Genomic DNA, 26,360 nt, shown 5'->3' with positions numbered 1-26,360 from the left:
CGCGTACCCCGGGACGCTCCGTACGGCGTCCCGGGGGCAGTCGGGGCCACAGCGGAGGGGTGATGGTGGCCAGGCCGTAGGGCGGAAGGCCGCCGTGGGTCAGCGGGTTGCCAGGGTCTCCAGGGTCGTCACCGCCTCGGCCGGCCCCTGGCGCGGGCCGTGCCGGGGGCCGGGCGGCTACCGGCCCAATCTCGTCGTCACCGCGGAGCCGGTGGTCAACTGACGTTCCACGTCCAGGCGTTCGGAGTCTTTTCGAACTCGCCTCACCCAAACGGCAGTTCTTTGGCGCACGCATTCGATCATCCGAGGACATCCCCGAAAACCCGTGCCCTCGGGCCGGTGTGGCCCGCCTACGGTTCCAGCGCGGCCGGGGCGAGTGCGCTGCCCCGTGGAGGCCGCCGCGAGCACGCAACGACTGGAGAGGGAGACACCCGTGGCAACTGTGGAAGTGTCGCTGAAGGACGTCATGACCGTCGTCGAAGGGGCCCTGGGAGCGGCCGTCGTCGACTACTCGAGCGGCATGGCGCTGGGAACGCTGGGCGGGGGGAAGGACCTGGACCTCACCGTCGCGGCGGCCGGCAACACGGATGTGATCCGCGCCAAGGTGCGCACGATGGAACTGCTGGGCCTCACCGGCCAGATCGAGGACATCCTCATCACGCTGGAGTCCCAGTACCACCTGATCCGCCTGGTCACCGGCCGCAGCGGCAACGGCCTGTTCCTGTACCTCGTGCTGGACAAGTCCCGCTCGAACCTGGCGATGGCCCGCCACCAGCTCAAGCGGATCGAGGAACAACTGGAAGTGTGAACCGCCCCGGGTCCCCGGCCGACGCGCGCCCATGATGTGAAGAATTTTTCAAGTCGCCACATGAACATGGCTCCAAGCCATGGGCGCGCGTCACGCCGGGCCAGAAGGATCGACGGCGAAGGACGGCACATCGTGCGGCGGCGCCCACGCCGGGCGCCGCCGCGCCCTGGAGAACATTCCCGACGCGGCAGGGAGCGCGCACCCATGCAAGTCCCCCTCTACCAGGCCAAGGCAGAGTTCTTCCGGATGCTCGGGCACCCGGTGCGCATCCGGGTCCTGGAGCTGTTGCAGCACGGGCCCGTGCCGGTGCGTGACCTGCTCGCCGACATCGACATCGAACCGTCCAGCCTGTCGCAGCAGTTGGCCGTGCTGCGCAGGTCCGGCATCGTCGTCTCGGTACGGGAGGGCTCCACCGTGACGTACGCCCTCGCGGGCGGCGACGTCGCCGAACTGCTCCGCGCGGCCCGCAGGATCCTCACGGAACTCCTGGCCGGGCAGAGCGAACTGCTGGCGGAGCTGCGGCAGGTCGACGTGCCGGTGCCGACGGCGCCCGGCGGCGGGGACGGTTAGGCCCGCGCCGACGGCGCCCGGCGGCGGGGACGGTAGGCCCGCGCGTCACCAGGGCCGCTCAGGCACTCGGGAGCGGGGACGGCCGGGACCTCTCGTCACAGGTCGCCGAGGGTGTCGAGGCCGGTCAGGGCGCCGACCGGGTCCGGGTCGGGGGTGCCCCGGGGCCACCAGTCGTCCTGGTCCGGCTCCGACTCGTACGCGTACCAGAGGTGGTCGCGGCCGAGGCGGAGCTGGACATGGCCGCGGGGGTGGGTGAGGCGGTTGCGCCAGGGCCGGAAGGCGGGCAGGTCGGCGGCGAGCAGCAGGGGGCGGGCACGGTCGAAGCGGCCGGCCGGGGGGTCCCACGGCTCCTCCAGCACGGCCAGCCCGGTCGGGCCGCCCTGACGCCAGGCGGCCACCGCGCGCGCCAGGTCGCCGGGGGTGCGGCCGGCGGCCCGGGCGAAGGAGGAGTACAGCGCGCGGGTGCCGGCGGTCAGTCCGGAACCGGGGCGGGCGGCGGCCAGTCGCACCGCGTCGTGCCACAGGGTGAGCGGGCCGACCGGGTCACGGCCGGTGGTGAGCAGGGCGTGCGCGCGGGCGGCAGCGTCGGTGGCGAGCTGGTCCAGCGCGAACGGGTCGGGGCCGCCGGGCGACGCGGGGTAGACGGGGGGCTGCTCCGGGTGCGGCGGCGGGGGCAACGGCGCCGGGGGCGGCGGGAGTTCGGTGCCGCGCCGGGCCAGGGCGTCGGTGGCCCGTATGCCGGGCAGCGGCTCCGGTTCCTTGCCCTGGGCGGCACGGGCGGCGCGGGCCGCGCTGAGCCGGGACAGCACGTCGATCACCTGGCGCTCGCTCCGCCCGCGCAGCAGGAGCAGCACGAACGGGTCCGCGTCGAGCAGCCGGGCGGTCTGGTAGCAGAGGGCTGCCGCGTGTTTGCACGGGTGCCCGGAGTCGGGGCAGCTGCAGCGCGGGGCGAGGTCGCCGGGGCCGGGCAGCAGCGGGACCCCGCAGTCGGCGAGGGACTGCGGCATCTCCTTGTCCAGCAGCGCCGCGATGTGGCCGGGGCGTTCGGCGGCGGCGTCCAGGAACCGCTCCCAGTCGGCGTCGTCGAACGTCCGCAGCCGCACCTGCACGCGGTAGGGCCGGGCGCGGCTGCCCCGGACGTATGCGAGGACCAGGCCGGGCGTGACGGTGATGGCGTCGACGTGTCCCTGTTCGGCGTAGCCGCGTCCGCGGGCGAGCCGGGCGGGGTCCAGCGCGCCGTCCTCCAGCGCGGTCACCCACGCCCTGCCCCACCACGTCTCGGCGAACTGCTCGGCGCCGTCCGAGGAGCGGGGCGGGAACGGCGGGAACGAACGGCGCAGGTCGCCGTCCCGCGCGGGGGCGGCCATGGAGGACGGGGCGACGGGGGGCACCGCCGCCGGTTCGCCGGTGATCCCTGTGCCTCGCGCTGTCCCAGGCGCGGTGTCTTCGCGGGCGGTCGGCCGGGCATCCGGCCCGCGGCCGGGAACGCCGGCGGGTGCGTCCGGGGCCGGGTCGTCCGCCGTGTCGGGCATGCGGAAGGCGTCGGCCAGGGTCTCACGGATCTCCCGCGCGCGGCGGTCGGCGGCACGGTCGCCCCGCGTGGTGCGGGGCACCCTGGGCGCGGGTGCGGAGGCCCGTCGGGTGCGCTTGGCCTCGTCCACCTGCTCGCGGGCGCGGGCCCGCGCGGCTTCCTCGCGTGCGGCGCGCAACGCCTCCCGCGCGACGTCACCGGGGCGGTGGGCCGACGGCTCCGCGCCGTCGCCGGTGGCGGGGGCCGTGGCGTCCGCTTCGTGCGCGGAGTCGGCGCTGTCCTCCGGGACGGGCGCCGGGGCCGGGGCCGGGGTCTCGCCTGCGTTCGGTCCTTCTCCGGCGGGTGTTCCTCCCTCTGCGGGAGACTCACCCTCGGCCGCCGTGGCCTCGATGACGTCCGTGACCGTCGTGTCCGTGTACGGGTGCGCGTCACCCGCCGCTTCCCCGGCCACCGCGTCCGAGATCGGCCGCGGCTCGGCGGCCACCTCGGCGGAGGCCTCGACGTCGGACTCCGGCCCGGGCCCCACCCCGGGTTGCGGCTCGCCGGTCGCTCCCCTCCGTGCCCGCAGCGCGCGGTGCAGGGCCTCCCGGGCCGCGTCGGACGGACGCGGGGCCTGAGGCGCCGGGGACGCCTCCCGGACCGGAGAGGGCTCCTCCCCCGCCGACGGCCCGCCCCGCGGCTCTCCCCGCCACGCGTCCTCCGAGGTCTCCCCCTCCGACACCCGTGCCCGAGCCGCGCGCAGCGCCTCCCGTGCCTCCTCCGACGGGCGGGGTGTCATGCCGACCTCCGCAGGGACACCAGGTCGGACAGGTCGCGGTCGGACAGCTCGGTGAGCGCGGACTCGCCCGAGCCGAGGATCGCGTCGGCGAGGGCCCTCTTGGACTGGAGCATCTCCGCGATGCGGTCCTCGACGGTGCCCTCGGTGACCAGGCGGTGGACCTGGACGGGCTGGGTCTGGCCGATGCGGTACGCGCGGTCGGTGGCCTGTTCCTCCACCGCCGGGTTCCACCAGCGGTCGAAGTGGACGACATGACCCGCCCGGGTCAGGTTCAGTCCCGTCCCCGCCGCCTTGAGGGACAGGACGAGCACCGGGACCGCGCCGCTCTGGAAGCGGTCCACCATCCGCTCCCGCTCGGGCACCGGCGTACCGCCGTGGAGCAGGTCGACCGGTACGGCGCGCTCGGCGAGGTGGCGGGTGATCAGGCGGGCCATGCCGACGTACTGGGTGAAGACGAGGGCCGAGCCGTCCTCGGCGAGCACCGTGTCCAGCAGCTCGTCCAGCAGGGCGAGTTTCCCTGAGCGGGCGGCGAGCCGGTCGCCGGCCGGGGCGTGTTCCTCCTTCAGGTACAGCGCGGGGTGGTCGCAGATCTGCTTGAGCGCGGTCAGCAGCTTGAGCACCAGCCCGCGGCGCCCCATGCCCTGCGCGGTCTCGATGGCGACCATCGACTCGCGCACCACCGCCTCGTACAGCGCGGCCTGCTCCCGGGTGAGCGGCACCGGGTGGTCCGTCTCCGTCTTCGGCGGGAGCTCGGGGACGATCCCCGGGTCGGACTTCTTGCGCCGGAGCAGGAAGGGGCGGACGAGCCGGGCCAGCCGCTCGACCGCCTGCTCGTCCTCGCCGGTCTCCACCGCGCGCGCGTGCCGGGCGCGGAAGGACTTCAGCGGGCCGAGGAGCCCGGGGGTGGTCCAGTCCAGCAGGGCCCACAGCTCGGAGAGGTTGTTCTCCACGGGGGTGCCGGTGAGGGCGACCCTGGCGGGGGCCGGGATGGTGCGCAGCGCCTTGGCGGTCGCCGAGTGGGGGTTCTTGACGTGCTGCGCCTCGTCGGCGACGACCATGCCCCAGCGCTGTTCCGCGAGGGTGGGCGCGGCGGAGCGCATGGTGCCGTAGGTGGTGAGGACGAAGCCGCCGTCCAGGTCGTCGAGGCTGCGGTCCGGGCCGTGGAAGCGGCGTACGGGGACGCCGGGGGCGAACCGGGTGATCTCCCGCTGCCAGTTGCCGAGCAGGGACGCGGGGCAGACCACCAGGGTGGGTTCGGGGCGGGCCCGCTTCAGGTGCAGGGCGATGAGGGTGACGGTCTTGCCGAGGCCCATGTCGTCGGCGAGGCAGCCGCCGAGGCCGAGGGAGGTCATGAGGTCGAGCCAGGCCAGGCCGCGCAGCTGGTAGTCGCGCAGGGTGGCGTCCAGGCCGGGCGGAGGCGCCGCGGGCCGCACGCCGGCGGTCAGGCGGTCGCGGAGGGCGGCCAGTGTGCCCGCGGGCACCGCCTCCACCGTCTCGCCGTCGACCTCCGCCTGCCCGGTGAGGGCGACGGACAGGGCGTCGACGGGGTCGAGCAGCCCCAGGTCACGCTTGCGGGCCTTGCGGACGAGGGCGGGGTCGACCAGCACCCACTGGTCACGCAGCCGGACGACCGGGCGGTGCGCCTCGGCGAGGGCGTCCATCTCGGCCTCGCTGAGCGGGTCGCCGCCCAGGGCGATCTGCCAGCCGAACCGCAGCAGGTCCTCGCTCTCGAAGAATCCGGTGCCGTCGGTCGCCGAGCCGGGCGCGGGCCGGACGACGGCCGTGGCGGTGAGGTCCTGCGCGAGGTCGCGGGGCCAGTGCACGGCGACGCCGGCCGCCGCGAGCCGGGTGGCCGCGACCCCGAGCAGATCGCTCAACTCGTCCTCGGACAGCGCCAGTACGTCCGGTACGTCCTGGTCGGCGAGCCGGTCGAGCGGGGGCCAGACGCGGGCCGCCCGGCGCACGGCGAGGGCGGCGTCCACACGGGCGCGCGGCCCGAAGCCGTGGTCCGCCTCGCCCGACCACAGGGCCGCCGCGTCGGCCACCAGCGTCGGGTCGGAGAGGCTGTGCACCTGCACGATCGCGGCGCCCGCGCCACGCGCGCCGCCGCCCGCGCCGCCGGCGGTCTCGCCGGTGTCGAAGAGGTCGTGGGCGGACAGGTCCAGGCGGAGCGAGATCCGCACGCCCGCGTCCATGCCGGCGGCGACCTCGGCGGCCCAGTCCCGGGCGTCGGGCAGCTTTTGGGGCCGCCGCGCGGCGAACGGCAGGCCGGAGGCGTAAGGGGCGGCGGGGGTGCGGGGCAGGGCGTCCGCGACCGCGTCCAGGAAGGCACGGACGAGCGCCTCGGGCGTGGGCAGGCGCAGGGGGCCGGGTCCGGGCAGCGGCACCGCGTGGCCCTCGTAGGGCAGGGCGGCGGCCACCGCGCGCAGGTGTGCCACGTCGTCCGGTTCGAGCGGGCCGGCCCGCCAGGCGTCGTACCCCTCGGCGGTGAGGCCGGGCAGCAGGCGTCCGCGGGCGGTGAGCCGCAGCGCGTGCAGGGCGGCGGCGCCCCAGCAGGCGGTGGCCGGGTGGGCCGCGGCGTCGTACCGGGCGGCGACCAGCAGGGGCAGGGCCTCGTCCACGGGCAGGGACAGCGCGGGGACGGTGCGCCGGCGCACTCCCGCGCCGTGCGGCCGGACGACGGTGAGGTCCGTACGCCGGTCGTCGTCCCCCTGCTCGGAGGGCAGGTCCGCGCCCTCGGGGTCGTAGAAGGCGATCCGCCCGTCGCGTGGGAGGGGTGCGGGCAGGAACACGGCCGGAAGGCGCGACGACGCGACGAGCCCGTCGTCCTTCCCGGACACCGCCGTCACGGACACCGCCGTCACGGTCGCCTCGCTCATACGCCTTGTCACCTCCCCGCCCGCCGTTCGGACCAGTCGTCTTCGACTTTACGGGCGGGGTCCGACAACCGGCTCCGGAGGCCAGGTCGGGCGGGCGGGTCAGGGCACGGTGCGGGCCACGACGTACACCCGGGGGTAGCCGGGTTTGTCGTGGTTGACGACCACGTCGTGGGTGGGCGCCGGGTCCTCCTGCTTGTGCACCAGGCCGGACCAGGTGCCGGGTCCGTCGAAGGTCCAGCCGGTGACGTCGCGGTCGCGGTCGCCGATGGTGAGGCGGTCCTCCTTCAGGTCCTTCTCCGCCATGCCCATGCTGGTGAGGAAGGCGGTCAGGCCCGCGTCACTGGTCTCGAACTCGACGTACAGGCGGCTGGTCTTCCAGTTGTTGGTCTCGTAGGAGGCCACCCACCAGGCCGGATGCGGTATCGGCACCTGGTAGATGCGGCGCTGGAGCTTCGACGGCCAGCCCTCGGTCAGGCCGGTCGCGGAGTACTTCGCCTCCTTGTCCTTGCCGCTGGCCCGGCTCTGGTTCGCGGAGATCACCAGGTAGCCGGCCGGGACGCCGATGAGCAGCACGATGATCAGCAGGGTGAGGGCGCGGCGGCGGATCATGTGCCGCCGGTCCTCGCCCGGCTGCGACCCGCCCGCGCCGTCCTGCCCGCCGGGGTCGCCCGTCAGCGGGGGAAGCTCGCCCGTCACAGCGACTCCGAGCTCGTACGGCGGGCCTCGGCGAAGCGCTCGTAGCGCTCGTACCGCTCGACACGGCGGCGCTTGGCGCGGCGGAAGCGGCGGGCGACGAGACGGGCGAGGTCCGCGGCGCCGACCATGCCGGCCTCGGGGCCGAGCTGGGCGCGGACGATACGGGCCTCCGGGCGGTAGCCACGGCCGGTGAGGTGCCGCTTGAAGGCGTCCCGGGCGGGGCCGATGAGCAGGTCGTCGGCCGCGGAGACACCGCCGCCGATGACGAAGCAGGAGGGGTCGAGGGCGGCGGCCAGGTTGGCGATGCCCACGCCGAGCCACTGGCCGATGTCCTGGAGCAGTTCGATGCACATGGCGTCGCCCTCGCGGGCCAGCTCGGTGATCATCGGCCCGCTGATGTCGGCGATGTTGCCCTTGACGTGCTCGATGATCCCGTAGGCGACCGGGGAGTCGGCGGCGGCCAGCTCCCTGGCCTCGCGGACCAGGGCGTTGCCGGAGCTGTACTGCTCCCAGCAGCCGCGGTTGCCGCACGGGCAGCGGTGGCCGCCGGGGACGACCTGCATGTGGCCGAACTCTCCGGCGACGCCGTACTTGCCGCGCTTGACCTTGCCGTCCTCCAGGATCGCGCCGCCGATGCCGGTGCCGAGCGTGATCATGACGAGGTTGTCCTCGCCGCTGCCGGCGCCGAAGCGCCATTCGGCCCAGGCTGCGGAGTTGGCGTCGTTGTCGACGAGGACCGGGACGGCGAGGCGGTCGGCGAGACGGTCCCGGAGGGGTTCGTTGCGCCAGGACAGGTGGGGGGCGAAGAGCACGCGGTTGCGGTCGGCGTCGACCCAGCCGGCCGCGCCGATGCCGACGGCGTGCACGTCGTGGCGGTCGGACAGGTCCAGCACCAGCTCCACGATGGTGTCCTCGACGACCTTCGGGCTCTTGGACTTGTCCGGGGTCTCCGTGCGGAGCTTCTCCAGGATGTTGCCGTCGGCGTCCACGACGCCCGCCATCACTTTGGTGCCGCCGATGTCGATGCCCACGGTCGGGACCCGGGGGGCCGACAGGTGGGAGCGGCGCTCCCGGGTGCCGACCGTTCTCAGGACGGTGGCGCGCCGGGATCCGATGGGGGCGGTGAAGTCGCGGTAGGTGCTCATCGGGTGCGATTGTGCCGCACGGGACCGCCGATCGCGGTACCGGGCAGGTGACGGGGTACGTCGGATCCGGCACCGGAAACCGACGGCGGCGGGCCTTCCCCCGTTCGCGTCCGCACCGGTTCACGGTGGGCGCGTCATGCCCCTGTGGATCCGGTCACATTGTCCGGACAATGCGACGACCACGACGACGACCGTGCGCGCACGGGCCCCGCGGGAGCCCTTACGGGATCGCGCTCAGTTCCGCACCAGCAGCTGGAACTCGAAGGAGTACCGCGAGGGCCGGTAGGTGTGCGTGCCGTACTCCACCGCGCGGCCGGTGTCGTCGAAGGTCACCCGCTGCATCGTGAGCAGCGGGGCGCCGGGCTGCTCACGCAGCCGCTCGGCCTCGACGGCGGTGGCGGCGCGCGCGCCGATGGTCTGCCGCGCGCTGTGCAGGGTGATCCCGGCGGCCCGCATCAGCCGGTACAGGCCGGTCGCCTCCAGCTGGCCGGTGTCCAGGTCGAGCAGGGCGGGCGGAATGTAGTTGCACAGGTACGCGATGGGCTCGCCGTGCGCGGACCGCAGGCGTTCGATGCGGTGCACCTCGGTGCCCTCGGTCACCCCGAGCGCGGCGGCGACCTCGGCGGACGCGGTGACCGTGGTGTTGACCAGCACGGCCGTGGTGGGCCGCTGCCCGGCGGACTCCAGGTCGTCGTAGAGGCTGCTCAGTTCCAGCGGGCGTTTGACCTGGCTGTGCACCACCTGGGTGCCGACCCCGCGGCGGCGCACCAGCAGGCCCTTGTCGACGAGCGACTGGATGGCCTGGCGGACGGTCGGCCGGGACAGGCCGAGCCGTGCGGCCAGCTCGATCTCGTTGCCCAGCAGGGTGCCGGGGGTCAGGGTGCCGTGCTCGATGGCGGACTCCAGCTGCTGGGACAGCTGGAAGTACAACGGCACGGGGGAGCCGCGGTCCACGCTGAGCTCCAGCTGCACGGTCGGGTCCACTTCTGGTTTCGGCACGGGGTGAGCGTAGTCCGGCGGGCTGTTGACGGGAAGTCGTGTAGTTCGGTTGTCCGGACATACGCATTGACAGGGAGCGGTGCGAGCCCCACTTTGTTTCCATGCGCATCGGGGTCATCGGTACGGGCCGCATCGGCACCATTCACGCCCACACACTCAGCAGGCACCGCGAGGTCGGGTCCCTGATCCTCACGGACGTCGATCCGGCACGGGCGCAGGCCCTCGCCCAACGGCTCGGCGAGACGGCGGCGCCGGGGGTGGACGAGATCTACACCTGGGGAGTGGACGCCGTGGTGATCACCGCGGCCACGTCCGCGCACGCCGATCTGATCGGCCGGGCGGCCCGCGCGGGGCTGCCGGTCTTCTGCGAGAAGCCCATCGCCCTTGATCTCGCCGGGACGTTACAAGCGATCACGGAGGTGGAGACCGCCGGGACGGTGCTGCAGATGGGCTTCCAGCGGCGGTTCGACCGGGGGTACACGGGCGCCCGTGAGGCGGTGCGGTCGGGCAGGCTGGGGCGGCTGCACACGGTACGGGCGATGACGAGTGACGCGGAGCCGCCGGCCCCCTCGCGTCTGGCGCAGTCCGGCGGGCTGTACCGGGACACCCTGATCCACGACTTCGACGTCCTGCGCTGGGTGACCGGCCGGGAGGTCGTGGACGTCTACGCCGGCGGGTCGGACGCCGGTCCCCCGATGTTCCGCGAGGCGGGCGACGTCGACACCGGCGCGGCGCTCCTCACCCTCGACGACGGCACCCTCGCCACGGTCACCGGGACCCGGCTGAACGGCGCCGGCTACGACGTACGCATGGAACTCGCCGGGGAGCTCGACCAGATCGTGGTCGGCCTGGACGACCGTACGCCGATCGCCTCCACGGAACCGACCGGGCCGCCGGCCGCGGACAAGCCGTGGACGGGCTTCCTGGAGCGGTTCGGACCCGCGTACGAGGCCGAGCTGGTCGCGTTCGTCGAGGTGGTCCGGGGCGAGCGGCCCAACCCCTGCGACGGCCGTGAGGCTCTGCGGGCCCTGCTGATCGCGGAGGCCTGCGAGCGGTCCCGCCGGGAGCGCAGACCGGTCCGCCCCGCGGAACTGCTGAGCAGCTCCACGGACGCGCTGACCTAGCGCGCGTTCACGATGGACAGCGCTGACCTGGAGGCGTTCTCGATGGACGCGCCGACCTGGAGCGCGTTCTCGATGGACGCGCCGGCCTGGAGCGCGTTCAGGACGTCCTGGCGGTGACCGGCAGGACCGTTCCCTGGGCCACCGCGCACAGGGTCTGCGTGCCGTCCTCCGCCACGGTGAGCAGGTCGCAGCGGGTCACGGCCTGGCGCCGGCCCGCGTGGACGACATGGGCGCGGGCGCGCAGGGTGCGGCCGGTGGCCGGGCGGAGGTACTCTGGACGGAGAAGCCACCGGTCAGCACGGACGGGCCGAGGACGGCGCCCGCGGCGAAGGTGAGCGCGTTGTCCGCCGCGTAGGCGAGGACCCCGCCGTGCAGGAAACCGTTCTGCTGGCGCAGGTCCTCGCGGACGTCGATCTCCAGGGTCGCCCCGCCGTCGCCGAAGTCCGTGAGCCGGGCGCCCAGCAGCCTGCTGAAGGGCTGCGCGTCCAGCAGCCGCCGTGCGGTGGCGAGGTCGAGCTCGGGGGGCGGGGTCATGCGGCGGGCCTCCTCGGGGCGGACGGACGGTGCGCGGGCCGGACGGCGGACGTCAGGAGCTCCCGGTCTCCTCCAGCAGGCCCGCGTCATGGGCGAGCAGGGCGATCTGCACGCGGTTGTTCAGGCCGAGCTTGGCCAGGATGCGGGAGACGTGCGTCTTGACGGTGGCCACGCTCATGTACAGCTCGGCGGCGATCTCCGCGTTGGCCAGGCCCCGGCCGACCGCGACGGCGACCTCGCGTTCGCGGTCGTTGAGCCCGGTGACGCGCTCCCGGGCCCGGGCCCGACGTGTGTCGCCCGCGGCACCGGCCGCGTGGGCCATCAGCTGCCGGGTGACCGCCGGCGACAGCACCGGGTCCCCCGCCGCGACGCGTCGTACGGCGGCGACGATCTCGGCGGGCGGGGTGTCCTTGAGCACGAACCCGGCCGCGCCCGCGCGCAGGGCCCGCAGTACCTGGTCGTCGGCGTGGAAGGTGGTCAGCACCACGACCTGGGGGGCGTCCTCGCGGGTCCGCAGCGACTCGGTCGCGGTGAGCCCGTCGACGGACGGCATCCGGATGTCCATGAGGACGACGTCCGGGCGGGTGCGGTCGACGAGCGTCCCCACCTCGCCGCCGTCGGCGGCCTCGCCGACGATCTCGATGTCGCCGGCCCCGCCCAGCATGAAGGACAACCCGGCCCGCACCAGCGGGTCGTCGTCGACGAGAAGCACGCGGATCGCAGTCATGGGCGGTACGTAATCATGGCCGGGCGGGAGGGGGACACACCGAGGGGCCGGGCAGGAGTCATCGCCATGGCAGCCGTGCCCGTACCTCGAAGCCGCCGTCGGGGGCGGGGCCGTGTTCCAGGGTGCCGCCGGCCAGGGTGGCCCGTTCGGTGAGCCCGATCAGTCCCTGCCCGGCACCCGGCACCGCCGGTACGTCCCCCTCCGGGGCGGGGTTGCGCACGGTGACCGCGAGGTCCTCCCCCGGCCCGCCGGCGACCGACACGGTGACCTCCGTGCCGGGCGCGTGTTTGCGGGCGTTGGTCAGGCCCTCCTGGGCGATCCGGTAGGCGGTGCGGCCGACGGACGCGGGGACGCCGGCCGGGTCGGTGACCCGCTGCTCCAGGGTGACCTTCATGCCCGCCTGCCGGGACTCGGCGACGAGGGAGTCGAGCGCCGCGAGCGTCGGCTGCGGGCGGCCGCCGTCCTCGCTCTCGCCGGCCCGCAGCACCCCGATGATCTCCCTCAGGTCCTGCAGTGCCTCGTGGGCACTCTCCCGGATCACGCCGGCCGCCCGCGCGACCTCCTCGCGCGGGGCGCCGGGCCGGAACTCGAGGGCGCCCGCGTGCACGCTGAGCAGCGTCAGCCGGTGCGCGAGCACGTCGTGCATCTCGCGGGCGATGGCCTCGCGGGCCAGCCGCTGGGCCTGCTCGGCCCGCAGCCGCGCCTCCGTCTCGGCCCGCCGGGCGCGCTCTCTCAGGCTCAGCATGAGCTGCCGCTTGGAGCGGACGAACATGCCCCAGCCGACGACGGCGACCGTCAGCACGACGAGCAGGACGACCGCGGCCGCATAGGGCAGGTCGGGGTCGGGACGCCACCAGAAGTACAGCGGTACGAGCGCCAGCTGGACGCCCCCCACCCAGGCCACGTACCGGAAGGGCCGGTGCACGGCGAGCGTGAACAGGGCGATGACCGCCACGCCGCCGGAGGTCTCCGAGACGAAGCTGACCGGCATCATGACGGCGGCCAGGGCGAACGGCCACCGCCGGCGCAGCCAGACCGCGCCGCACGACAGCGCGCCCAGCACCTGGTCGGCCACGCTCACGAACCGGGGAAGATCGGGGGTGTCGGCGAGCGTGTCCGCGCCGAGCAGTCCGATCAGGACGGCCAGCAGGAAGCAGGCGAAGTCGACGAGCCAGTCCCGGGCGGTACGCCGGGGCCGGCGCCCCGAGCGGGCGGCGTCCGGGTCGAGTTCGTGGATGAGGGCGGACGGGAAGAACCACCTGGGCCCCGTGAACACCGGGGCGGTCCACGCCGCCTTGTCATCGGTCACGGTCGACAAATCTATGCGGGAAGCGGCGCGCGGGACGCCACGCGGGCGGGATCGTCGACCAAAGTCGGGCCGGTGGCGACTTTCGGCGTCCCTGAGCACGCCGGTCGTCCACCTCGGTCGGAAGGGGCTCGCCCCGCGGCCGATGTGGGTGGGGGGTCCGCGGGGCGAGAGTCGGGGGCATGAGGAAACTGCTGGAGGTTCTGGGCTTCGTGGTCGTGCTGCAGGGCGTGGCCGGTCTGGTGACGGAGTTCACCGACTGGGACTGGGGCCTGGTGCGGCGGACCGGGTTCTTCGACGGCTACGAGGTCTACGCGAGCGTCGCCCTGCTGGTGCTGGGGATCGCCCTGTTCGCCGTCGCGGAGAGCCGGAGGCCGGGCGGGTGACCGGCGGGCGGCCGGCCGCCGCACCGTCCCCGCCGCCGCGTCGCCGTCCTGGTCAGCAGGTGTGGTCGACCAGGTCGAACGACGCGTAGTGGTCGGCGGTGTAGTAGTCCTCCTGGTACTCCTCACCGGTCACGATCCGGCGGGCGCCACGGGTGGGGGAACCGGGCGTGATCACCGTGTACTCGTGGTAGTAGCCGCTCGACCGGTCCGGCAGGACGCCTTCCCGGTTCTGGAAGACGGTGCCGTCCTGCTCGAACGGGAAGGGCCCGCCCTGGTCGATCAGGTCGAGGGTGTCGTGCGCCTCGGCGGGCAGGTCGCTCGCGCATATGTCACCGACCGCGAGGACGGACGCCGCGGCGACGGGGGCGGCGTGGGCCGGCGGCGCGGAGACGGCTCCGCCGCCGCCCAGCAGAAGGACGGACAGAAGGGCTGTTGCGGCGCCGGACCGGGCCGCGCGTGGGGGGAATCGCATATCCCATGATGACGCGCGTAGACCCTGGCATGTCAATGTCAAGTACATGGAGTTTTCGGTGCGGTCCAGTGAGTTTCCCGTGACGTGACGTGCGCCGCCGTCCGCGGCGGCCCTCCGGGCGCAGGTCGACGTCCGTTCGCCGCCAGCACGGCGGGACGAGCGGCGGTGGGATGGACCCATGACCACGCACACGATGGAGAAGACCCTGCTGGACAAGGCGGCGCTGGTGACCGGCGGCAGCCGCGGCATCGGCGCCGCGACGGCGCTCCGGCTGGCGCGGGAGGGCGCCGACGTCGCGGTGACGTATGTGAACGGCAAGGAGGCCGCGGAGGACGTCGTACGGGCCGTCGAGGCCCTGGGGCGGCGCGCGGTGGCGCTCCGCGCGGACGCCGGCGACGCGGAGGAGGCGTCGGCGTCGGTGGGCGCCGCGGTCCGTGAACTGGGCCGCCTGGACGTCCTGGTGAACAACGCGGGCGTCGGCCTGCTCGGCCCGCTGGAGTCCCTCTCCCCCGCCGACGTGGACCGGGTGCTCGCGGTGAACGTGCGCGGTGTCTTCCTGGCCTCGCGCGCGGCGGCCGCCGTGATGCCGCGCGGGGGCCGGATCGTCACCGTCGGCACGTGCATGACGCAGCGGGTGCCCGGCCCCGGCGGGACGCTCTACGCGATGAGCAAGGCGGCGCTGGTGGGGCTGACCAAGGCGCTGGCACGGGAGTTGGGCGAGCGCGGGATCACGGCGAACATCGTCCACCCCGGGCCGGTCGACACGGACATGAACCCGGCGGACGGCCCGTACGCGGCCGGGCAGGCGGCGGCGACCGCGCTGGGGCGTTTCGGCACGGCCGCGGAGGTGGCGGAGACGATCGCCCACCTCGCGGGCGCGGCGTACGTGACCGGGGCGGAGTTCGCGGTGGACGGGGGGCACGCGGCCTGAAGTCCGTCCCCTGCGGTCCTGAGAAGCGAGGGCGCTCGGTCCCGAGGGGATCGAGCGCCCTCGCGTCACAGCCGCCGAAGTCCGGTACCCGGCACCAGAGGTGCCGGCCCGGGTCGCCGATTCCCGCGCTCAGCCGCCGAGTTCCTGCCGGCGCGCTTCCAGGGCCGCCTCGCCCTGGTCGGTCAGGGAGCCGAACAGGCGCAGGCGGGAGATGCCGCCGTCGGGATGGATGTCCACGCGCGCGTGGGTGCCCACCGCCGGTTCCGGGAGGACGAAACGGTGGTTGGTGTCGGGCTGCAGGCGGGTGCGCGGCAGGATCTCCCGCCAGTCGCCGTCCTCGCCGTCCCGCACCGACACCGACGCCCAGCCCGCCGCGTTGCCCTTGAGGTAGGCGGTGTCGATCTCCAGGGCGCGGATCCGCGCCTGCGCGACCAGGCGGTAGCTGATCCAGTCGTGGCCCCGGTCGCGGCGGCGCCGGGTCTCCCAGCCGTCGTCCATCTTGAGGGAGCGGCCGGGCCGGATCGTGTTGGCGGCCGGCGAGTAGAACAGGTCCGAGGCGTCCAGCACCCGGCCGCCGTTCTCCAGGGCCACCACGTCGAAGGTGCCGAGCGCGGTGAGCCACGCCAGGTCGGGGACGACCTCGCCGTACACCCGCAGCCGGGCGATGCCGCCGTCGGGGTGCTGGTTGAGGCGCAGGTGGGTGAAGCGCTGTTCGGCCGTGACGGCGAAGCCGTTGGCCGCGTGGCCGCCGATGCGGGTGCGCGGCACCAGCGTCGTCCACTTCACGTCGTCCGCGAGCAGGTCCTCGGGCGACGGGGAGCCGTCCACCGCGGTGCCCTCGACCGACACCGCCTGCGGGTGGTTGCCGCGGAAGTGGGCGGTGTCGACGACGACGCCGCGGACGACGCCGGGCGTGCCGAGCCGGATCAGCGCCCAGTCGTGGTCGTCCTCCGTCGGCCAGGGGTGCCCGGCGGAGGTGCCGCGCCGCCGGCGGGTCTCCCAGCCGTCCATGATCTTGCCCTTGTGCCCGAAGCGTTCGGGGTCGAAGACGGCGCGTCCGGGCAGCAGGAGGTTCTCGCGCTGGGCGAAGAACTCGTCGTTGGCGGCGATCACACCGGCGCCGAGCCGGCGGTCGGCGAGGTCGGCGAGGTGGGTGAAGGGGAAGTCGGCGGTGCGGTAGTCCGCGTACGGGTCGCCCCCGCCGTAGGGGTGGGCGTCGCCGGTGAAGGTCTCGATCGCCGTCACGGTGATGTGATCCTGCCTTTCGTGTGTCGGGTCAGCTGGGTCGGGTGAGGAGCAGGCCCTTCGGTGCGGTGAACTCTCCGTCGGCCAGGATCCGGTGGCCGCGCAGCCAGGTGGATCTGACGACGCCGTACAGGGTGCGGCCGGCGTACGCGGTCACCCGGTTGCGGTGCTGGAGGGCGGCCGGGTCGACGGTGAAGCTCTCGTCGGGGGCCAGGACGGCGAAGTCGGCGTCGTGGCCGGGCGCGACGGCACCCTTGCGGGCTTGGAGACCGGCCAGCCGGGCCGTGCGCGTCGCCATCCAGCGGACCACGTCCTCCAGGGTGTGGCCGCGCCGGCGGGCCTCGGTCCAGACGGCCGGGAGGCTGAGCTGGAGGCCGGAGATGCCGCCCCAGGCGGTCGCGAAGTCGTCGGTCTTGAGGTCGGCGGTGGACGGGGAGTGGTCGGTGACGACGCAGTCGACGGTGCCGTCCGCCAGGGCCCGCCAGAGCAGGTCTTGGTTGGCCGACTCACGGATGGGCGGGCAGCACTTGAACTCGCTGGCTCCGTCCGGGACTTCCTCCGCGGTGAGGGTGAGGTAGTGGGGGCAGGTCTCGACGGTGACGCGGACGCCGTCCGCCCGGGCCTCGGCGAGGAGGGGCAGCGCGTCGGCGGAGGAGAGGTGGAGCACGTGCACCCGGGCGTCGAACCGCCGCGCCTGCTCCAGGAGCCGGGCGATCGCGGTGTCCTCGGCCCGGCGCGGGCGGGAGGCGAGGAAGTCGGCGTACCGGGGGCCGCCCCGCTGCGGGGCGTCGGCGAGGTGCCCGGGGTCCTCCGCGTGCACGATCAGCAGGCCGTCGAAGGCGGCGATCTCCGCCAGCGAGCGCGCCAGTTGCTCCTCGTCGAGGTGCGGGAACTCGTCCACGCCGGACGGTGAGAGGAAGGCCTTGAAACCGAAGACTCCCGCCTCGTGCAGCGGGCGCAGGTCCGCGACGTTGTCGGGGAGGGCGCCGCCCCAGAAGCCGACGTCGATGTGTGCCTTGTCGGCGGCGGTCTTCCGTTTGACGCGCAGGTGGTCCACCGTCGTGGTCGGGGGGAGGGAGTTGAGCGGCATGTCGACCAGCGTGGTGATGCCGCCGGCGGCGGCCGCGCGGGTGGCGGTCCAGAAGCCTTCCCACTCCGTGCGGCCGGGGTCGTTGACGTGCACGTGGGTGTCGACCAGGCCGGGCAGCAGGACGTCTTCGCCGAGGTCCTCCAGGCGGGCGCCCTCGGGGACGGGGGCGTCGTACGGCAGGACGGACGTGATGGTGCCGTCGGCGACGGCGACGGAGGCGGCGCGCGTTCCCTCGGGGGTGACGACGCGTGTCGAGCGCAGCACCAGTTCGACGTCGGGCACCTGGAGCCTCCTGCACGTCAGCGGGAAATTCAACGTTCTGTTGAAGGAGTCTTCCCCTCGGCACCCGCCGCGTCAAGGGCCCGCCCGCCGCCCCGGCCGCCCAGGCGGCAGCTCTGGACGATTCCACAAGGCGGAATTACACTTTCGGCACGCAGAACGTAGTTCCGCACAAGCCGGCTGCCGGGCGGCCGCCGGGTAGGCTTCTGCCCTCCCCGCCAGTCCCGGAAGGAACGCACCGTGCCGACGTCCAGCGCCAGCACCACCGACTCCGCCCGTTCCGCCGCCAGTGGCGGCGTGCAGTCCCTCGAGCGCGCCTTCGACCTGCTGGAACGGATGGCGGACGCGGGGGGCGAGGTCGGCCTGAGTGAGCTGTCCGCGAGCAGCGGCCTGCCCCTGCCGACGATCCACCGGCTGATGCGCACCCTCGTCGCCTGCGGCTACGTGCGCCAGCAGCCCAACCGGCGGTACGCACTCGGCCCGCGCCTGATCCGCCTCGGCGAGTCGGCGTCCCGCCTGCTGGGCACCTGGGCCCGGCCGTACCTGGCGCGCCTGGTGGAGGAGACCGGCGAGACGGCGAACATGGCCCTGCTGGACGGGGACGAGATCGTGTACGTGGCGCAGGTGCCGTCGAAGCACTCGATGCGGATGTTCACCGAGGTGGGGCGGCGCGTGCTGCCACACTCCACGGGCGTGGGCAAGGCACTGCTGGCCGGCTTCCCGCCGGAGGAGGTGCGGGCCCTGCTGGGCCGCACCGGCATGCCGGCCGCGACGGAGAAGACCATCACGACGGCGGACGGCTTCCTCGCGGCGCTGGAGGAGGTCCGAAGCCAGGGGTACGCCATCGACGACAACGAGCAGGAGATCGGCGTCCGCTGCCTGGCCGTGCCGGTGCCGGACGCCCCGACGGCGGCGGCCATCTCCATCTCCGGCCCGGCGGGCCGGGTCACGGAGGCGGCGACGGAGAGGATCGTACCGGTCCTCCAGCAGATCGCGACGGAACTGTCGGAGGCCCTGACGACCCCGGGCGCGGGCCCGAACGCCTGACCCCCGAGGACGGCCCGCGGGCCGCCGGGGGCGGGCTTCCGCCCGGGACGCGGCACCGCGACACGCGCCCGGGAGCCGCTCGCACGAAGGGGCGTCAGGGGCGAGGGGCCGGGCCGAAGAGGTCGACCGCCTCCCGGAGTTCCCGTACGCCCTGCCCGAGCGCGCTCACCGAGCCGATCGCGCCGGCGACCAGCAGCAGGGAGCGGCGCAGGCGGGGGATGTCGGGGTGGTCGGCGGTGGCCAGGCCGGCCAGTGTCGCGAGTTCCTCCTCCGCGATGCTCCTGTCCCGGAACTCCGCGCGATGGGCGGCGAGTTGGCGGCGTAACCGGGACACGGCGGAGCGCAGCTCCGTCACTCGCGGGTCCACCTGACTGCCGGGCACACACCTCTGGTCCACGCTCCGCAACACGGTCCTCCCCCTGGCAGGTCGTCGTGCGCCTCCCCTGACCGGCCCAGCGCGCCCCCGTGGAGCCGGTGCGCGCCAGTAAACGCCACCCCGGGGCCTTTGCGCCAGTCCGCTGCGTCATCGAGTTGTTCCGTAGCGTGACACCGTGGCCCAAGGCACCTTCCCGAACACCCCCGGACCACGGGCGGCGGTGGGGTATGCAGGACCTCATGACGGACGACGAGAACCGGGTGGTCGGCCTGCTGCTGGCCGCGGGCGGCGGGCGCAGGCTCGGCGGGCGCCCCAAGGCACTGCTCACGCACCGGGGGCGCCTCCTCGTGGAGCACGCGGCGCGGGTGCTGCACGCGGGTGGTTGCGCGGGCGTGCACGTGGTGCTGGGGGCGCGCGCGGACGAGGTGCGCGCCCGCGCCGTACTCCCGGACTGCGTGCTGGTGGACAACCCTGACTGGGAGCAGGGCATGGGCTCCTCCCTGCGGGCGGGGCTGGACTCCCTGGCCGGCACCGGCGCCGGGGCCGCGCTGGTCCTGCTGGTGGACCAGCCGGGGATCGGCCCGGAGGCGGTCGCCCGGGTGCGGGGCGCCTACCGGTCGCCGCGGTCGCTCGTCTCGGCGGCCTACGACGGCGTGCGCGGCCATCCGGTGCTGTTCGGCGCCGCGCACTGGGCGGCAATCGCCGCGACCGCCACCGGCGACCGGGGGGCGCGCGCCTATCTGAAGGAGCACGCGGACCGGGTCGAACGCGTCGAGTGCGGCGACATCGCGCAGGCGTACGACATCGACACCGAGGCCGATCTGACGCACCTTGAATGAGCCGGTGCACGCCGCCGGGGCGGGCGAGACACCCCGCGCCACCGTCCCTCGACCCGGAGATTCTCGACATCAACAAAACATTGAACTTCCACCATGAGGAAACTACTATCCACCGATCAGAAGTCCCTTGCCCCCGCGAGGGCCTCTCCCGCCGTACCCGGGTCGCCCGGCACCCGGTGCCCCCGCACGCCGAAGGAAGTGACAGCTGATGTCCGCACCAGCGCCGTCCCCGCTGGCCATCGTCGACGCCGAGCCCCTGCCGCGGCAGGAGGAGGTCCTCACCGACACGGCGCTCGCCTTCGTGGCCGAGCTGCACCGGCGGTTCACGCCCCGGCGTGACGAGCTGCTCGCCCGTCGCGCGGAGCGCCGCGCCGAGATCGCCCGCACCTCCACCCTCGACTTCCTCCCCGAGACCGCCGCGATTCGCGCCGACGACTCCTGGAAGGTGGCCCCGGCCCCGCCGGCCCTGGAGGACCGCCGCGTCGAGATCACCGGCCCGACCGACCGCAAGATGACCGTCAACGCGCTCAACTCCGGTGCGAAGGTGTGGCTCGCGGACTTCGAGGACGCCTCCGCGCCCACCTGGGAGAACGTGGTCACCGGCCAGCTGAACCTGATCGACGCCTACACGCGCGCCATCGACTTCACCGACCCGAGGTCCGGCAAGTCCTACGCCCTGCGCCCTGCGGAGGAGCTGGCCACGGTCGTCACTCGGCCGCGCGGCTGGCACCTGGACGAGCGGCACCTCACCGACCCGGACGGCACCCCGGTGCCCGGCGCCCTCGTCGACTTCGGCCTGTACTTCTTCCACAACGCCAAGCGGCTGATCGACCTCGGCAAGGGCCCCTACTTCTATCTGCCGAAGACGGAGTCGCACCTCGAGGCCCGGCTGTGGAACGACGTGTTCGTGTTCGCGCAGGACTACCTGGGCATCCCCCAGGGCACCGTCCGCGCCACCGTGCTCATCGAGACGATCACGGCCGCCTACGAGATGGAGGAGATCCTCTACGAGCTGCGCGACCACGCCTCCGGGCTGAACGCCGGCCGCTGGGACTACCTGTTCTCGATCGTGAAGAACTTCCGTGACGGCGGTGAGAAGTTCGTGCTGCCCGACCGCAACGCGGTCACCATGACCGCCCCGTTCATGCGCGCGTACACCGAACTGCTCGTCCGCACCTGCCACAGGCGCGGCGCGCACGCGATCGGCGGCATGGCGGCGTTCATCCCGTCCCGCCGGGACGCCGAGGTCAACAAGGTCGCCTTCGAGAAGGTCCGCGCCGACAAGGACCGCGAGGCGAACGACGGCTTCGACGGCTCCTGGGTGGCCCACCCGGACCTGGTGCCGATCGCCATGGAGTCCTTCGACCGGGTGCTCGGCGACAAGCCGCACCAGAAGGACCGGCTCCGCGAGGACGTCGACGTCAAGGCCGCGGACCTCATCGCCGTCGACTCCCTCGACGCCAGGCCGACGTACGCGGGCCTGGTCAACGCCGTGCAGGTGGGCATCCGCTACATCGAGGCGTGGCTGCGCGGCATGGGCGCGGTCGCCATCTTCAACCTGATGGAGGACGCCGCCACCGCCGAGATCTCCCGCTCCCAGATCTGGCAGTGGATCAACGCGGGCGTCGTCCTCGACAACGGCGAGCGGGTCACCGCCGAGCTGGCGCGCGAGGTCGCCGCGGAGGAACTGGCGAACATCCGCGCGGAGGCCGGCGAGGAGGCGTTCGCGTCAGGCAACTGGCAGCAGGCGCACGACCTGCTGCTGAAGGTCGCCCTCGACGAGGACTACGCCGACTTCCTCACCCTGCCGGCGTACGAGCAGCTGAAGGGCTGAGGCGGCCCGGGAACCGTCCGGTCCGGCTCACCTGTCCGAGTGGCCCAGGGGTTCGACCGAGTGGCCCAGGGGTTTCCCCCTGGGCCACTCGGTGGCGTACGGCCCACGAGCGGTGCGCCGGCCGTCATCGCAGGTGCACCGTCCCGTCCTGTTCCACCGCCGGCCGGCCGTGCAGGTCGGGCACCTGCTTGAGCCAGTCCGGGCGGCCCCGTTGCGTCCGTGCCGCGCGCAGGGCGTTCTCCGCGGCGACCTGGTCGGCCGTGGGGAAGTCGAGGGGCAGCCACGCGCCGGAGGCCCGCACCCGGGCGTGCAGATGACTCACGTAGGCGGCGCGGACCGCCTCGGGCGAGCCGAACCCCGGCTCGCCGTCCAGCCAGGCGTCGGGCACCTGGTCCACGACCGACCGCAGCAACTCCTCCGTCACCCGGGGGGCGAGCTCCGCGTCGGCGGCGCGCACGTCGGGGCCGTACCGGCCGAGGGCGTGATGCCGGAAGTCGTACGCCTTCTCGGGGTCACCGGCCTCCCAGCGGTGGTGGAAGACGAGCGCCGCGCCGTGGTCGATCAGCCACAGCCGGGGCGGGGCGACACCGAGGGTGGGCCACAGGAGCAGGTTGGAGCTGTGCACCGTGCGGTCGACGTTCGCGGTCAGCGCGTCGAGCCATACGATCCGCCCGGCCTCCAGCGGGTCGACGGCGAACCTCTCGGCCACCTCGGGGGTGAAGTCGCGCGCTCCCGGCAGGTAGTCCATGCCGAGGTTGGTCCCGGCGCTGGAGGCGTGCAGCTCACGCACCTCCTGGTGGGGTTCGGCGTCCGCGATCGCCGGGTCGAAGTCCACCAGCACCAGCTCGGGGAAGCGCAGACCGAGCGCCCGCGCCAGCTCCCCGACGATCACCTCGGCGACCAGCGCCTTGCGGCCCTGCGCGGAGCCGGTGAACTTCACGACGTACGTCCCGAGGTCGTCGGCCTCGAACACCCCGGGGACGGAGCCCCCGGAGTGCAGAGGCGTGACGTAGCGCGTGGTGGTCACACTTCTCAGCCCGTCGGTCACGGTGCGCCCCTTACTTGCCGGCCTCCGGCACAAAATGAGCATAGTAACCGGGCGTGACCGTGGCTCCCGCGCCACGGACGGGTGGCGCGGGAGCCGCGCGCGTCAGTGGAGGGTGCGGATCCGGCTCACGTGGAAGGGGGTCAACTCGCCGGTGCGGCCCGAGAGGATCTTGGTCAGCCACTCCGGGTCGCCGAGGAGGGCACGGCCCACCGCGATCAGGTCGAACTCGTCGCGCTCCATGCGGTCGAGCAGGTTTCCGATGTCCGTGACGGCCGCCTGCTCGCCCTGGAACACGTCGAGGAACTCGTTGCTCATGCCCACCGAGCCCACGCTGACGGCGGGCTTCCCGGAGAGCTTCTTCGCCCAGCCCGCGAGGTTGAGGTCCGAACCCTCGAACTCCGGGAGGTGGAAGCGCCGGGTGGAGCAGTGGAAGACGTCGGCACCCGCCTCGGCCAGCAGCCCGAGCACGGTCTCCAGCTCCTGCGGGGTCTCGGCGATCCGCGCCCCGTAGTGGTTCACCTTCCACTGGGACAGCCGGAACGAGATCGGGAAGTCGTCGGACACGGCCGCACGGCAGGCCGCCACGATCTCCGCGGCGAACCGGGTGCGCCGGGCGACGTCGCCGCCGTAGCCGTCGGTGCGCCGGTTGGTGTGGGCCCACAGGAACTGGTCGACCAGGTAGCCGTGGCCGCCGTGGATCTCCACGCCGTCGAACCCCAGGGCCTCGGCCGACGCGGCGGCGGACGCGTAGGCCGCCACCACGTTGTCGATGTCGGCCTGGGTCATCTCCCGGCCCGAGTGCGAACCGTCCAGGGCGATGCCGGAGGGACCGATCCTCGGGGCGTCCGGCACGGGCGGGTTGCCCGCGGCGCGGTCCATGCCGACGTGCCACAGCTGGGGCATGATCCTGCCGCCCTCCCGGTGGACCGCCTCGGCCACGGCGGACCACCCGGCCAGCGCCTTGTCACCGTAGAAGTGCGGCACCCGGGCGCTGTTGCCGGCCGAGGCGTGGTCGATGTAGCTGCCCTCGGTGACGAGCAGACCGACGCCGCCCGCCGCGCGCCTGGCGTAGTAGCGCGCCACGTCCTCGCCGGGGACCCCGCCCGGGGAGAACTCCCGGGTCATGGGCGCCATCACGACCCGGTTGGGCAGGTTGAGGCCGCCGACGGAGAACGGGCGGACCAGGATGTCCCGGACGCGGTCCAGGGGGTGTGCGGACATGGGTGATCGCCTCAGCTCTGGGGGCCGGCCGCACGACGGCGGGGGATTGCGCCGTGCGGCCGGCGGCTCGGATGGGGAAAGGTGCCTGTGGTGCCTGTGGTGCGTGGGTTGCGTGGGTTGCGAGGGGGCGGCTCGCGGTCGGGACCGGATCGTGCTCCCGGCCGCCCGCCGCCCGCCGCCGGGCGGGACGGTGCTCAGTCCGCCGGTGAGGGGCGCAGGGCGTTCTTCTCGGCGGCCGGCGGGCTCTCCGGCCGTGAGGCGTCCGGTGCCGCGCGGACGAACCACGCCGCGGCGAACGCGCACACCGCCAGGAGAGCCGCGCCGGTCGCGACGCCGTGCAGACCGCTGCTGACCGCCTGCGCGACGGCGTCACGCACCGCCCGGGGCATGCCCTCCAGCGCCGCGGGTGTCAACTCGCCGCCGACGGTCAGTCGTTGTTCCGTTCCTTCACCGAGCCTCCCGGCGAGGACGTCGGACGTGCGGCTGCTGTGCACGGCCCCGAGCACGGCGACGCCGAGGGAGCCGCCGATGGTGCGCACGAGTGTGACGGTGCCGGTGGCGGCCCCCATGTCACGGGGGTCGGCGTTGTTCATGGTGGTGAGCAGGGTGCTCTGCATCAGCGTCCCGACACCGATGCCGACCACGAGGGTGAGCGCCGAGGCCGCGGCGACGGGGGTGGCGCTGCCCAGCAGGAGCAACAGCAGCGCGCCCGCGACGGTGACGGAGGCGCCGGTGAGCGGCACGATCCGGTCCAGGCCGCCGCGGTCCATGAGCCGCCCGGTGGTCAGTTGGGCCGACAGCATGCCGAGCATCAGCGGCAGGATCAGCATGCCGCTGGCGGTGGGTGACGCGCCCTGAACGAACTGCATGTACTGCGGGAGGTAGTTGACGACGGAGATGAGGATCGCGCCGACCAGGAGACTGAGCACCTGCGCCAGGGTGAACTCCCGCCGGGCGAACAGCCTGGGTGGCGTGATCGGCTCGGCGGCGCGCCGCTCCACCCGGACGAACCAGGCCAGGCTCACCGCGACCAGGGCGGCAAGTGCGGTGATCTGCCAGGACAGCCATGCGTACGTGGTGCCGGCCCACCCGGCGAGCAGGGTGAGGGCGAGGACGCCGCTGGTGAGAAGAGCGGCCCCGGCGTAGTCGACGTGTCCCGTGACGCGCTGTGCGGGCAGCCGTACGCCTTTGGCGACGGCCAGCAGGGCGACGAGACCGACGGGCACGTTGACGTAGAAGGCCCAGCGCCAGTTCAGGTGCTCGGTGACGAGTCCGCCGAGCAGGGGGCCGCCGACGAAGGCGACGGGCATCATGACGCCCACCATCGACTGGATGCGGCCACGTCCCTCCGGGGGCACCAGGACGCCGATCACCGAGAGCGCGCCCACCATCAGCCCGCCGGCTCCTAGACCTTGCACGGCCCGGAAGGCGATGAGCTGTTCCATGTTCTGCGCCAGGCCGCACAGCACCGTGCCGATCAGGAAGAGCACCACGGAGTTGGTGTAGGCGCCCTTGCGGCCGTACAGGTCACCGAGTTTGCCCCACAACGGGGTGGAGGCCGCCATGGTGAGCAGGTAGGCCGTCACCGACCACGAGAAGAGTTCGAGTCCGCCCAGGTCGCCCACGATGGTGGGCAGTGCCGTGCTGACGATCTGCCCGTCGAGGGTCGCCAGGAAGATGCCCAGCATCAGGCCGAAGACGCCGAGTCGGGGCAGGCCGGCGCGGTCGGGTGCGGTGGGTGCTGCGGTCGGACGGTCCGTCATCGGAACCCCAGACTTCGGTGGTGGGACGTCAGACGGCGTAGGGCCTGACGGCCTTGGCCTCGCGCACCGCGTGGCCCCACCAGGTGAGCTGGTCGAGCATCGCCTTGGCGGCGACGTCACAGCCGGGGTCCGTCGGCTTCCCGTCGCTCCCGAAGACCTCGCCGTAGTTGTGGAAGCTGACCGTGTTGCGGATCGTCACGGCGTGCACTTCGGCCAGGACGACGCGGAGCTGTTCGACGGCGCGCAGCCCTCCGGACAGACCGCCGTAGGAGACGAATCCCACCGGCTTGGCGTGCCACTGCTCGTTGTGCCAGTCGATGGCGTTCTTCAGCGCGGCCGGGAAGCTGTGGTTGTACTCCGGGGTGACGATCACGAAGGCGTCGGCCGCGGCCAGCCGCGGTGTCACCTCGCCGAGCTGCACCACCACCTCGTCGGAGGGCGGTTGGCCGAAGGCGGGGAAGACGGTGGGGAGCGGGGTGGCGACGAGGTCGATCACGTCGACCGTCATGTCCTCCCGCTCGGCCATGTGCCCGGTGATCCAGTCCGTGACGACGGGGCCGAACCGGCCGTCCCGGGTACTGCCGATGATCACCGCGGTCCGCAGGGGGCGGTCAGTGGTGCCAGCCATGGAAAGAACCTCCGAGTGCACGAGCCGGATGTGTACGACGTATCCTCAACGTACAACGTACACGCCTGGGTGTACGTTGTCCACGGCTGATACGCTGTACACAG

Annotated in this window: 23 protein-coding genes and 1 pseudogene; 8 read left to right on the top strand and 16 right to left on the bottom strand. The window is 73.6% G+C overall.

Going from position 1 to position 26,360, the window contains the following annotated elements; translation table 11 throughout:
- Nucleotides 1-433 precede the first annotated feature (433 nt).
- A complete protein-coding gene (locus ACIF8S_RS19950) occupies nt 434-808 on the top strand; it encodes a hypothetical protein (RefSeq protein WP_400000451.1) in 375 nt (124 codons plus the stop codon).
- Nucleotides 809-1,012: 204 nt separating this feature from the next.
- The gene (locus ACIF8S_RS19945) at nt 1,013-1,378 is read left to right on the top strand and encodes a metalloregulator ArsR/SmtB family transcription factor (protein WP_349800002.1); all 366 of its coding nucleotides are present in this window, start codon (nt 1,013-1,015) and stop codon (nt 1,376-1,378) included.
- Nucleotides 1,379-1,473: 95 nt separating this feature from the next.
- Here the strand turns inward: ACIF8S_RS19945 and ACIF8S_RS19940 are convergent, their stop codons facing one another.
- The 5 genes from ACIF8S_RS19940 to ACIF8S_RS19920 all read right to left on the bottom strand — a co-directional run bounded on the left by ACIF8S_RS19940 (nt 1,474) and on the right by ACIF8S_RS19920 (nt 9,379).
- The gene (locus ACIF8S_RS19940) at nt 1,474-3,687 is read right to left on the bottom strand and encodes an SWIM zinc finger family protein (RefSeq protein ID WP_400000449.1); all 2,214 of its coding nucleotides are present in this window, start codon (nt 3,685-3,687) and stop codon (nt 1,474-1,476) included.
- Nucleotides 3,684-6,566, bottom strand: coding sequence for a DEAD/DEAH box helicase (locus tag ACIF8S_RS19935; RefSeq protein ID WP_400000447.1), 2,883 nt, complete (start codon nt 6,564-6,566; stop codon nt 3,684-3,686). The genes ACIF8S_RS19940 and ACIF8S_RS19935 overlap by 4 nt, the downstream gene beginning before the upstream one ends.
- A gap of 99 nt (nt 6,567-6,665) precedes the next feature.
- Complete coding sequence (locus ACIF8S_RS19930; protein WP_400000445.1) at nt 6,666-7,262, bottom strand: sugar kinase; 597 nt, start codon at nt 7,260-7,262, stop codon at nt 6,666-6,668.
- Complete coding sequence (locus ACIF8S_RS19925; protein ID WP_400000444.1) at nt 7,259-8,407, bottom strand: ROK family glucokinase; 1,149 nt, start codon at nt 8,405-8,407, stop codon at nt 7,259-7,261. The genes ACIF8S_RS19930 and ACIF8S_RS19925 overlap by 4 nt, the downstream gene beginning before the upstream one ends.
- 234 nt (nt 8,408-8,641) lie before the next feature.
- The gene (locus tag ACIF8S_RS19920; RefSeq protein WP_400000782.1) at nt 8,642-9,379 is read right to left on the bottom strand and encodes a GntR family transcriptional regulator; all 738 of its coding nucleotides are present in this window, start codon (nt 9,377-9,379) and stop codon (nt 8,642-8,644) included.
- Nucleotides 9,380-9,507: 128 nt separating this feature from the next.
- On the opposite strand from ACIF8S_RS19920, the gene ACIF8S_RS19915 reads away from it, so the two are divergent.
- Nucleotides 9,508-10,530, top strand: a complete 1,023-nt coding sequence (locus tag ACIF8S_RS19915; RefSeq protein ID WP_400000442.1) for a Gfo/Idh/MocA family oxidoreductase — start codon at nt 9,508-9,510, stop codon at nt 10,528-10,530.
- A gap of 97 nt (nt 10,531-10,627) precedes the next feature.
- Here the strand turns inward: ACIF8S_RS19915 and ACIF8S_RS19910 are convergent.
- The 3 genes and pseudogenes from ACIF8S_RS19910 to ACIF8S_RS19900 all read right to left on the bottom strand — a co-directional run bounded on the left by ACIF8S_RS19910 (nt 10,628) and on the right by ACIF8S_RS19900 (nt 13,100).
- Nucleotides 10,628-11,064, bottom strand: a pseudogene (locus tag ACIF8S_RS19910) (PaaI family thioesterase).
- Between the two features lie 52 nt (nt 11,065-11,116).
- Nucleotides 11,117-11,791, bottom strand: a complete 675-nt coding sequence (locus ACIF8S_RS19905) for a response regulator transcription factor (protein WP_150154584.1) — start codon at nt 11,789-11,791, stop codon at nt 11,117-11,119.
- Nucleotides 11,792-11,849: 58 nt separating this feature from the next.
- The gene (locus ACIF8S_RS19900; RefSeq protein WP_400000440.1) at nt 11,850-13,100 is read right to left on the bottom strand and encodes a sensor histidine kinase; all 1,251 of its coding nucleotides are present in this window, start codon (nt 13,098-13,100) and stop codon (nt 11,850-11,852) included.
- Between the two features lie 179 nt (nt 13,101-13,279).
- On the opposite strand from ACIF8S_RS19900, the gene ACIF8S_RS19895 reads away from it, so the two are divergent.
- Nucleotides 13,280-13,483, top strand: coding sequence for a hypothetical protein (locus tag ACIF8S_RS19895; RefSeq protein WP_400000439.1), 204 nt, complete (start codon nt 13,280-13,282; stop codon nt 13,481-13,483).
- A 52-nt stretch (nt 13,484-13,535) separates the two neighbouring features.
- On the opposite strand, the gene ACIF8S_RS19890 is transcribed toward ACIF8S_RS19895, so the two are convergent.
- The gene (locus ACIF8S_RS19890; protein WP_400000437.1) at nt 13,536-13,955 is read right to left on the bottom strand and encodes a ribonuclease domain-containing protein; all 420 of its coding nucleotides are present in this window, start codon (nt 13,953-13,955) and stop codon (nt 13,536-13,538) included.
- Nucleotides 13,956-14,133: 178 nt separating this feature from the next.
- On the opposite strand from ACIF8S_RS19890, the gene ACIF8S_RS19885 reads away from it, so the two are divergent.
- Complete coding sequence (locus ACIF8S_RS19885) at nt 14,134-14,886, top strand: SDR family oxidoreductase (protein ID WP_400000435.1); 753 nt, start codon at nt 14,134-14,136, stop codon at nt 14,884-14,886.
- A gap of 129 nt (nt 14,887-15,015) precedes the next feature.
- Here the strand turns inward: ACIF8S_RS19885 and alc are convergent, their stop codons facing one another.
- Nucleotides 15,016-16,131 (bottom strand): allantoicase, encoded by a 1,116-nt coding sequence (alc, locus tag ACIF8S_RS19880; RefSeq protein ID WP_400000434.1) that lies wholly within the window; start codon nt 16,129-16,131, stop codon nt 15,016-15,018.
- A gap of 31 nt (nt 16,132-16,162) precedes the next feature.
- Entirely contained in the window at nt 16,163-17,503 is a 1,341-nt protein-coding gene (allB, locus tag ACIF8S_RS19875; RefSeq protein ID WP_400000432.1) for an allantoinase AllB, read from the bottom strand.
- Between the two features lie 237 nt (nt 17,504-17,740).
- On the opposite strand from allB, the gene ACIF8S_RS19870 reads away from it, so the two are divergent.
- On the top strand, nt 17,741-18,547 hold the full coding sequence (locus ACIF8S_RS19870; RefSeq protein ID WP_400000430.1) for an IclR family transcriptional regulator: 807 nt from the start codon (nt 17,741-17,743) through the stop codon (nt 18,545-18,547).
- A 94-nt stretch (nt 18,548-18,641) separates the two neighbouring features.
- Here ACIF8S_RS19870 and ACIF8S_RS19865 read toward each other — a convergent pair whose 3' ends face one another.
- On the bottom strand, nt 18,642-18,956 hold the full coding sequence (locus tag ACIF8S_RS19865; RefSeq protein ID WP_400000428.1) for a DUF5955 family protein: 315 nt from the start codon (nt 18,954-18,956) through the stop codon (nt 18,642-18,644).
- Between the two features lie 206 nt (nt 18,957-19,162).
- On the opposite strand from ACIF8S_RS19865, the gene ACIF8S_RS19860 reads away from it, so the two are divergent.
- Nucleotides 19,163-19,762, top strand: a complete 600-nt coding sequence (locus ACIF8S_RS19860) for an NTP transferase domain-containing protein (RefSeq protein ID WP_400000427.1) — start codon at nt 19,163-19,165, stop codon at nt 19,760-19,762.
- Between the two features lie 208 nt (nt 19,763-19,970).
- The gene (aceB, locus tag ACIF8S_RS19855; RefSeq protein WP_400000425.1) at nt 19,971-21,596 is read left to right on the top strand and encodes a malate synthase A; all 1,626 of its coding nucleotides are present in this window, start codon (nt 19,971-19,973) and stop codon (nt 21,594-21,596) included.
- A gap of 124 nt (nt 21,597-21,720) precedes the next feature.
- On the opposite strand, the gene ACIF8S_RS19850 is transcribed toward aceB, so the two are convergent.
- The 4 genes from ACIF8S_RS19850 to ACIF8S_RS19835 all read right to left on the bottom strand — a co-directional run bounded on the left by ACIF8S_RS19850 (nt 21,721) and on the right by ACIF8S_RS19835 (nt 26,256).
- The gene (locus ACIF8S_RS19850) at nt 21,721-22,632 is read right to left on the bottom strand and encodes a HipA family kinase (RefSeq protein WP_400000780.1); all 912 of its coding nucleotides are present in this window, start codon (nt 22,630-22,632) and stop codon (nt 21,721-21,723) included.
- 114 nt (nt 22,633-22,746) lie between these two features.
- Nucleotides 22,747-23,865, bottom strand: a complete 1,119-nt coding sequence (locus ACIF8S_RS19845; RefSeq protein ID WP_400000423.1) for an NADH:flavin oxidoreductase — start codon at nt 23,863-23,865, stop codon at nt 22,747-22,749.
- A gap of 194 nt (nt 23,866-24,059) precedes the next feature.
- The gene (locus tag ACIF8S_RS19840; protein WP_400000422.1) at nt 24,060-25,628 is read right to left on the bottom strand and encodes an MDR family MFS transporter; all 1,569 of its coding nucleotides are present in this window, start codon (nt 25,626-25,628) and stop codon (nt 24,060-24,062) included.
- 28 nt (nt 25,629-25,656) lie between these two features.
- Nucleotides 25,657-26,256, bottom strand: a complete 600-nt coding sequence (locus ACIF8S_RS19835; RefSeq protein WP_400000420.1) for an NADPH-dependent FMN reductase — start codon at nt 26,254-26,256, stop codon at nt 25,657-25,659.
- Nucleotides 26,257-26,360 lie beyond the last annotated feature (104 nt).

This window comes from Streptomyces sp. NPDC085937 (genome assembly GCF_044540535.1).
Lineage (GTDB): Bacteria > Actinomycetota > Actinomycetes > Streptomycetales > Streptomycetaceae > Streptomyces.
The sequence above is the reverse complement of the archived record's forward strand: the minus strand, read 5'-3'. Positions and strand labels throughout refer to the sequence as shown.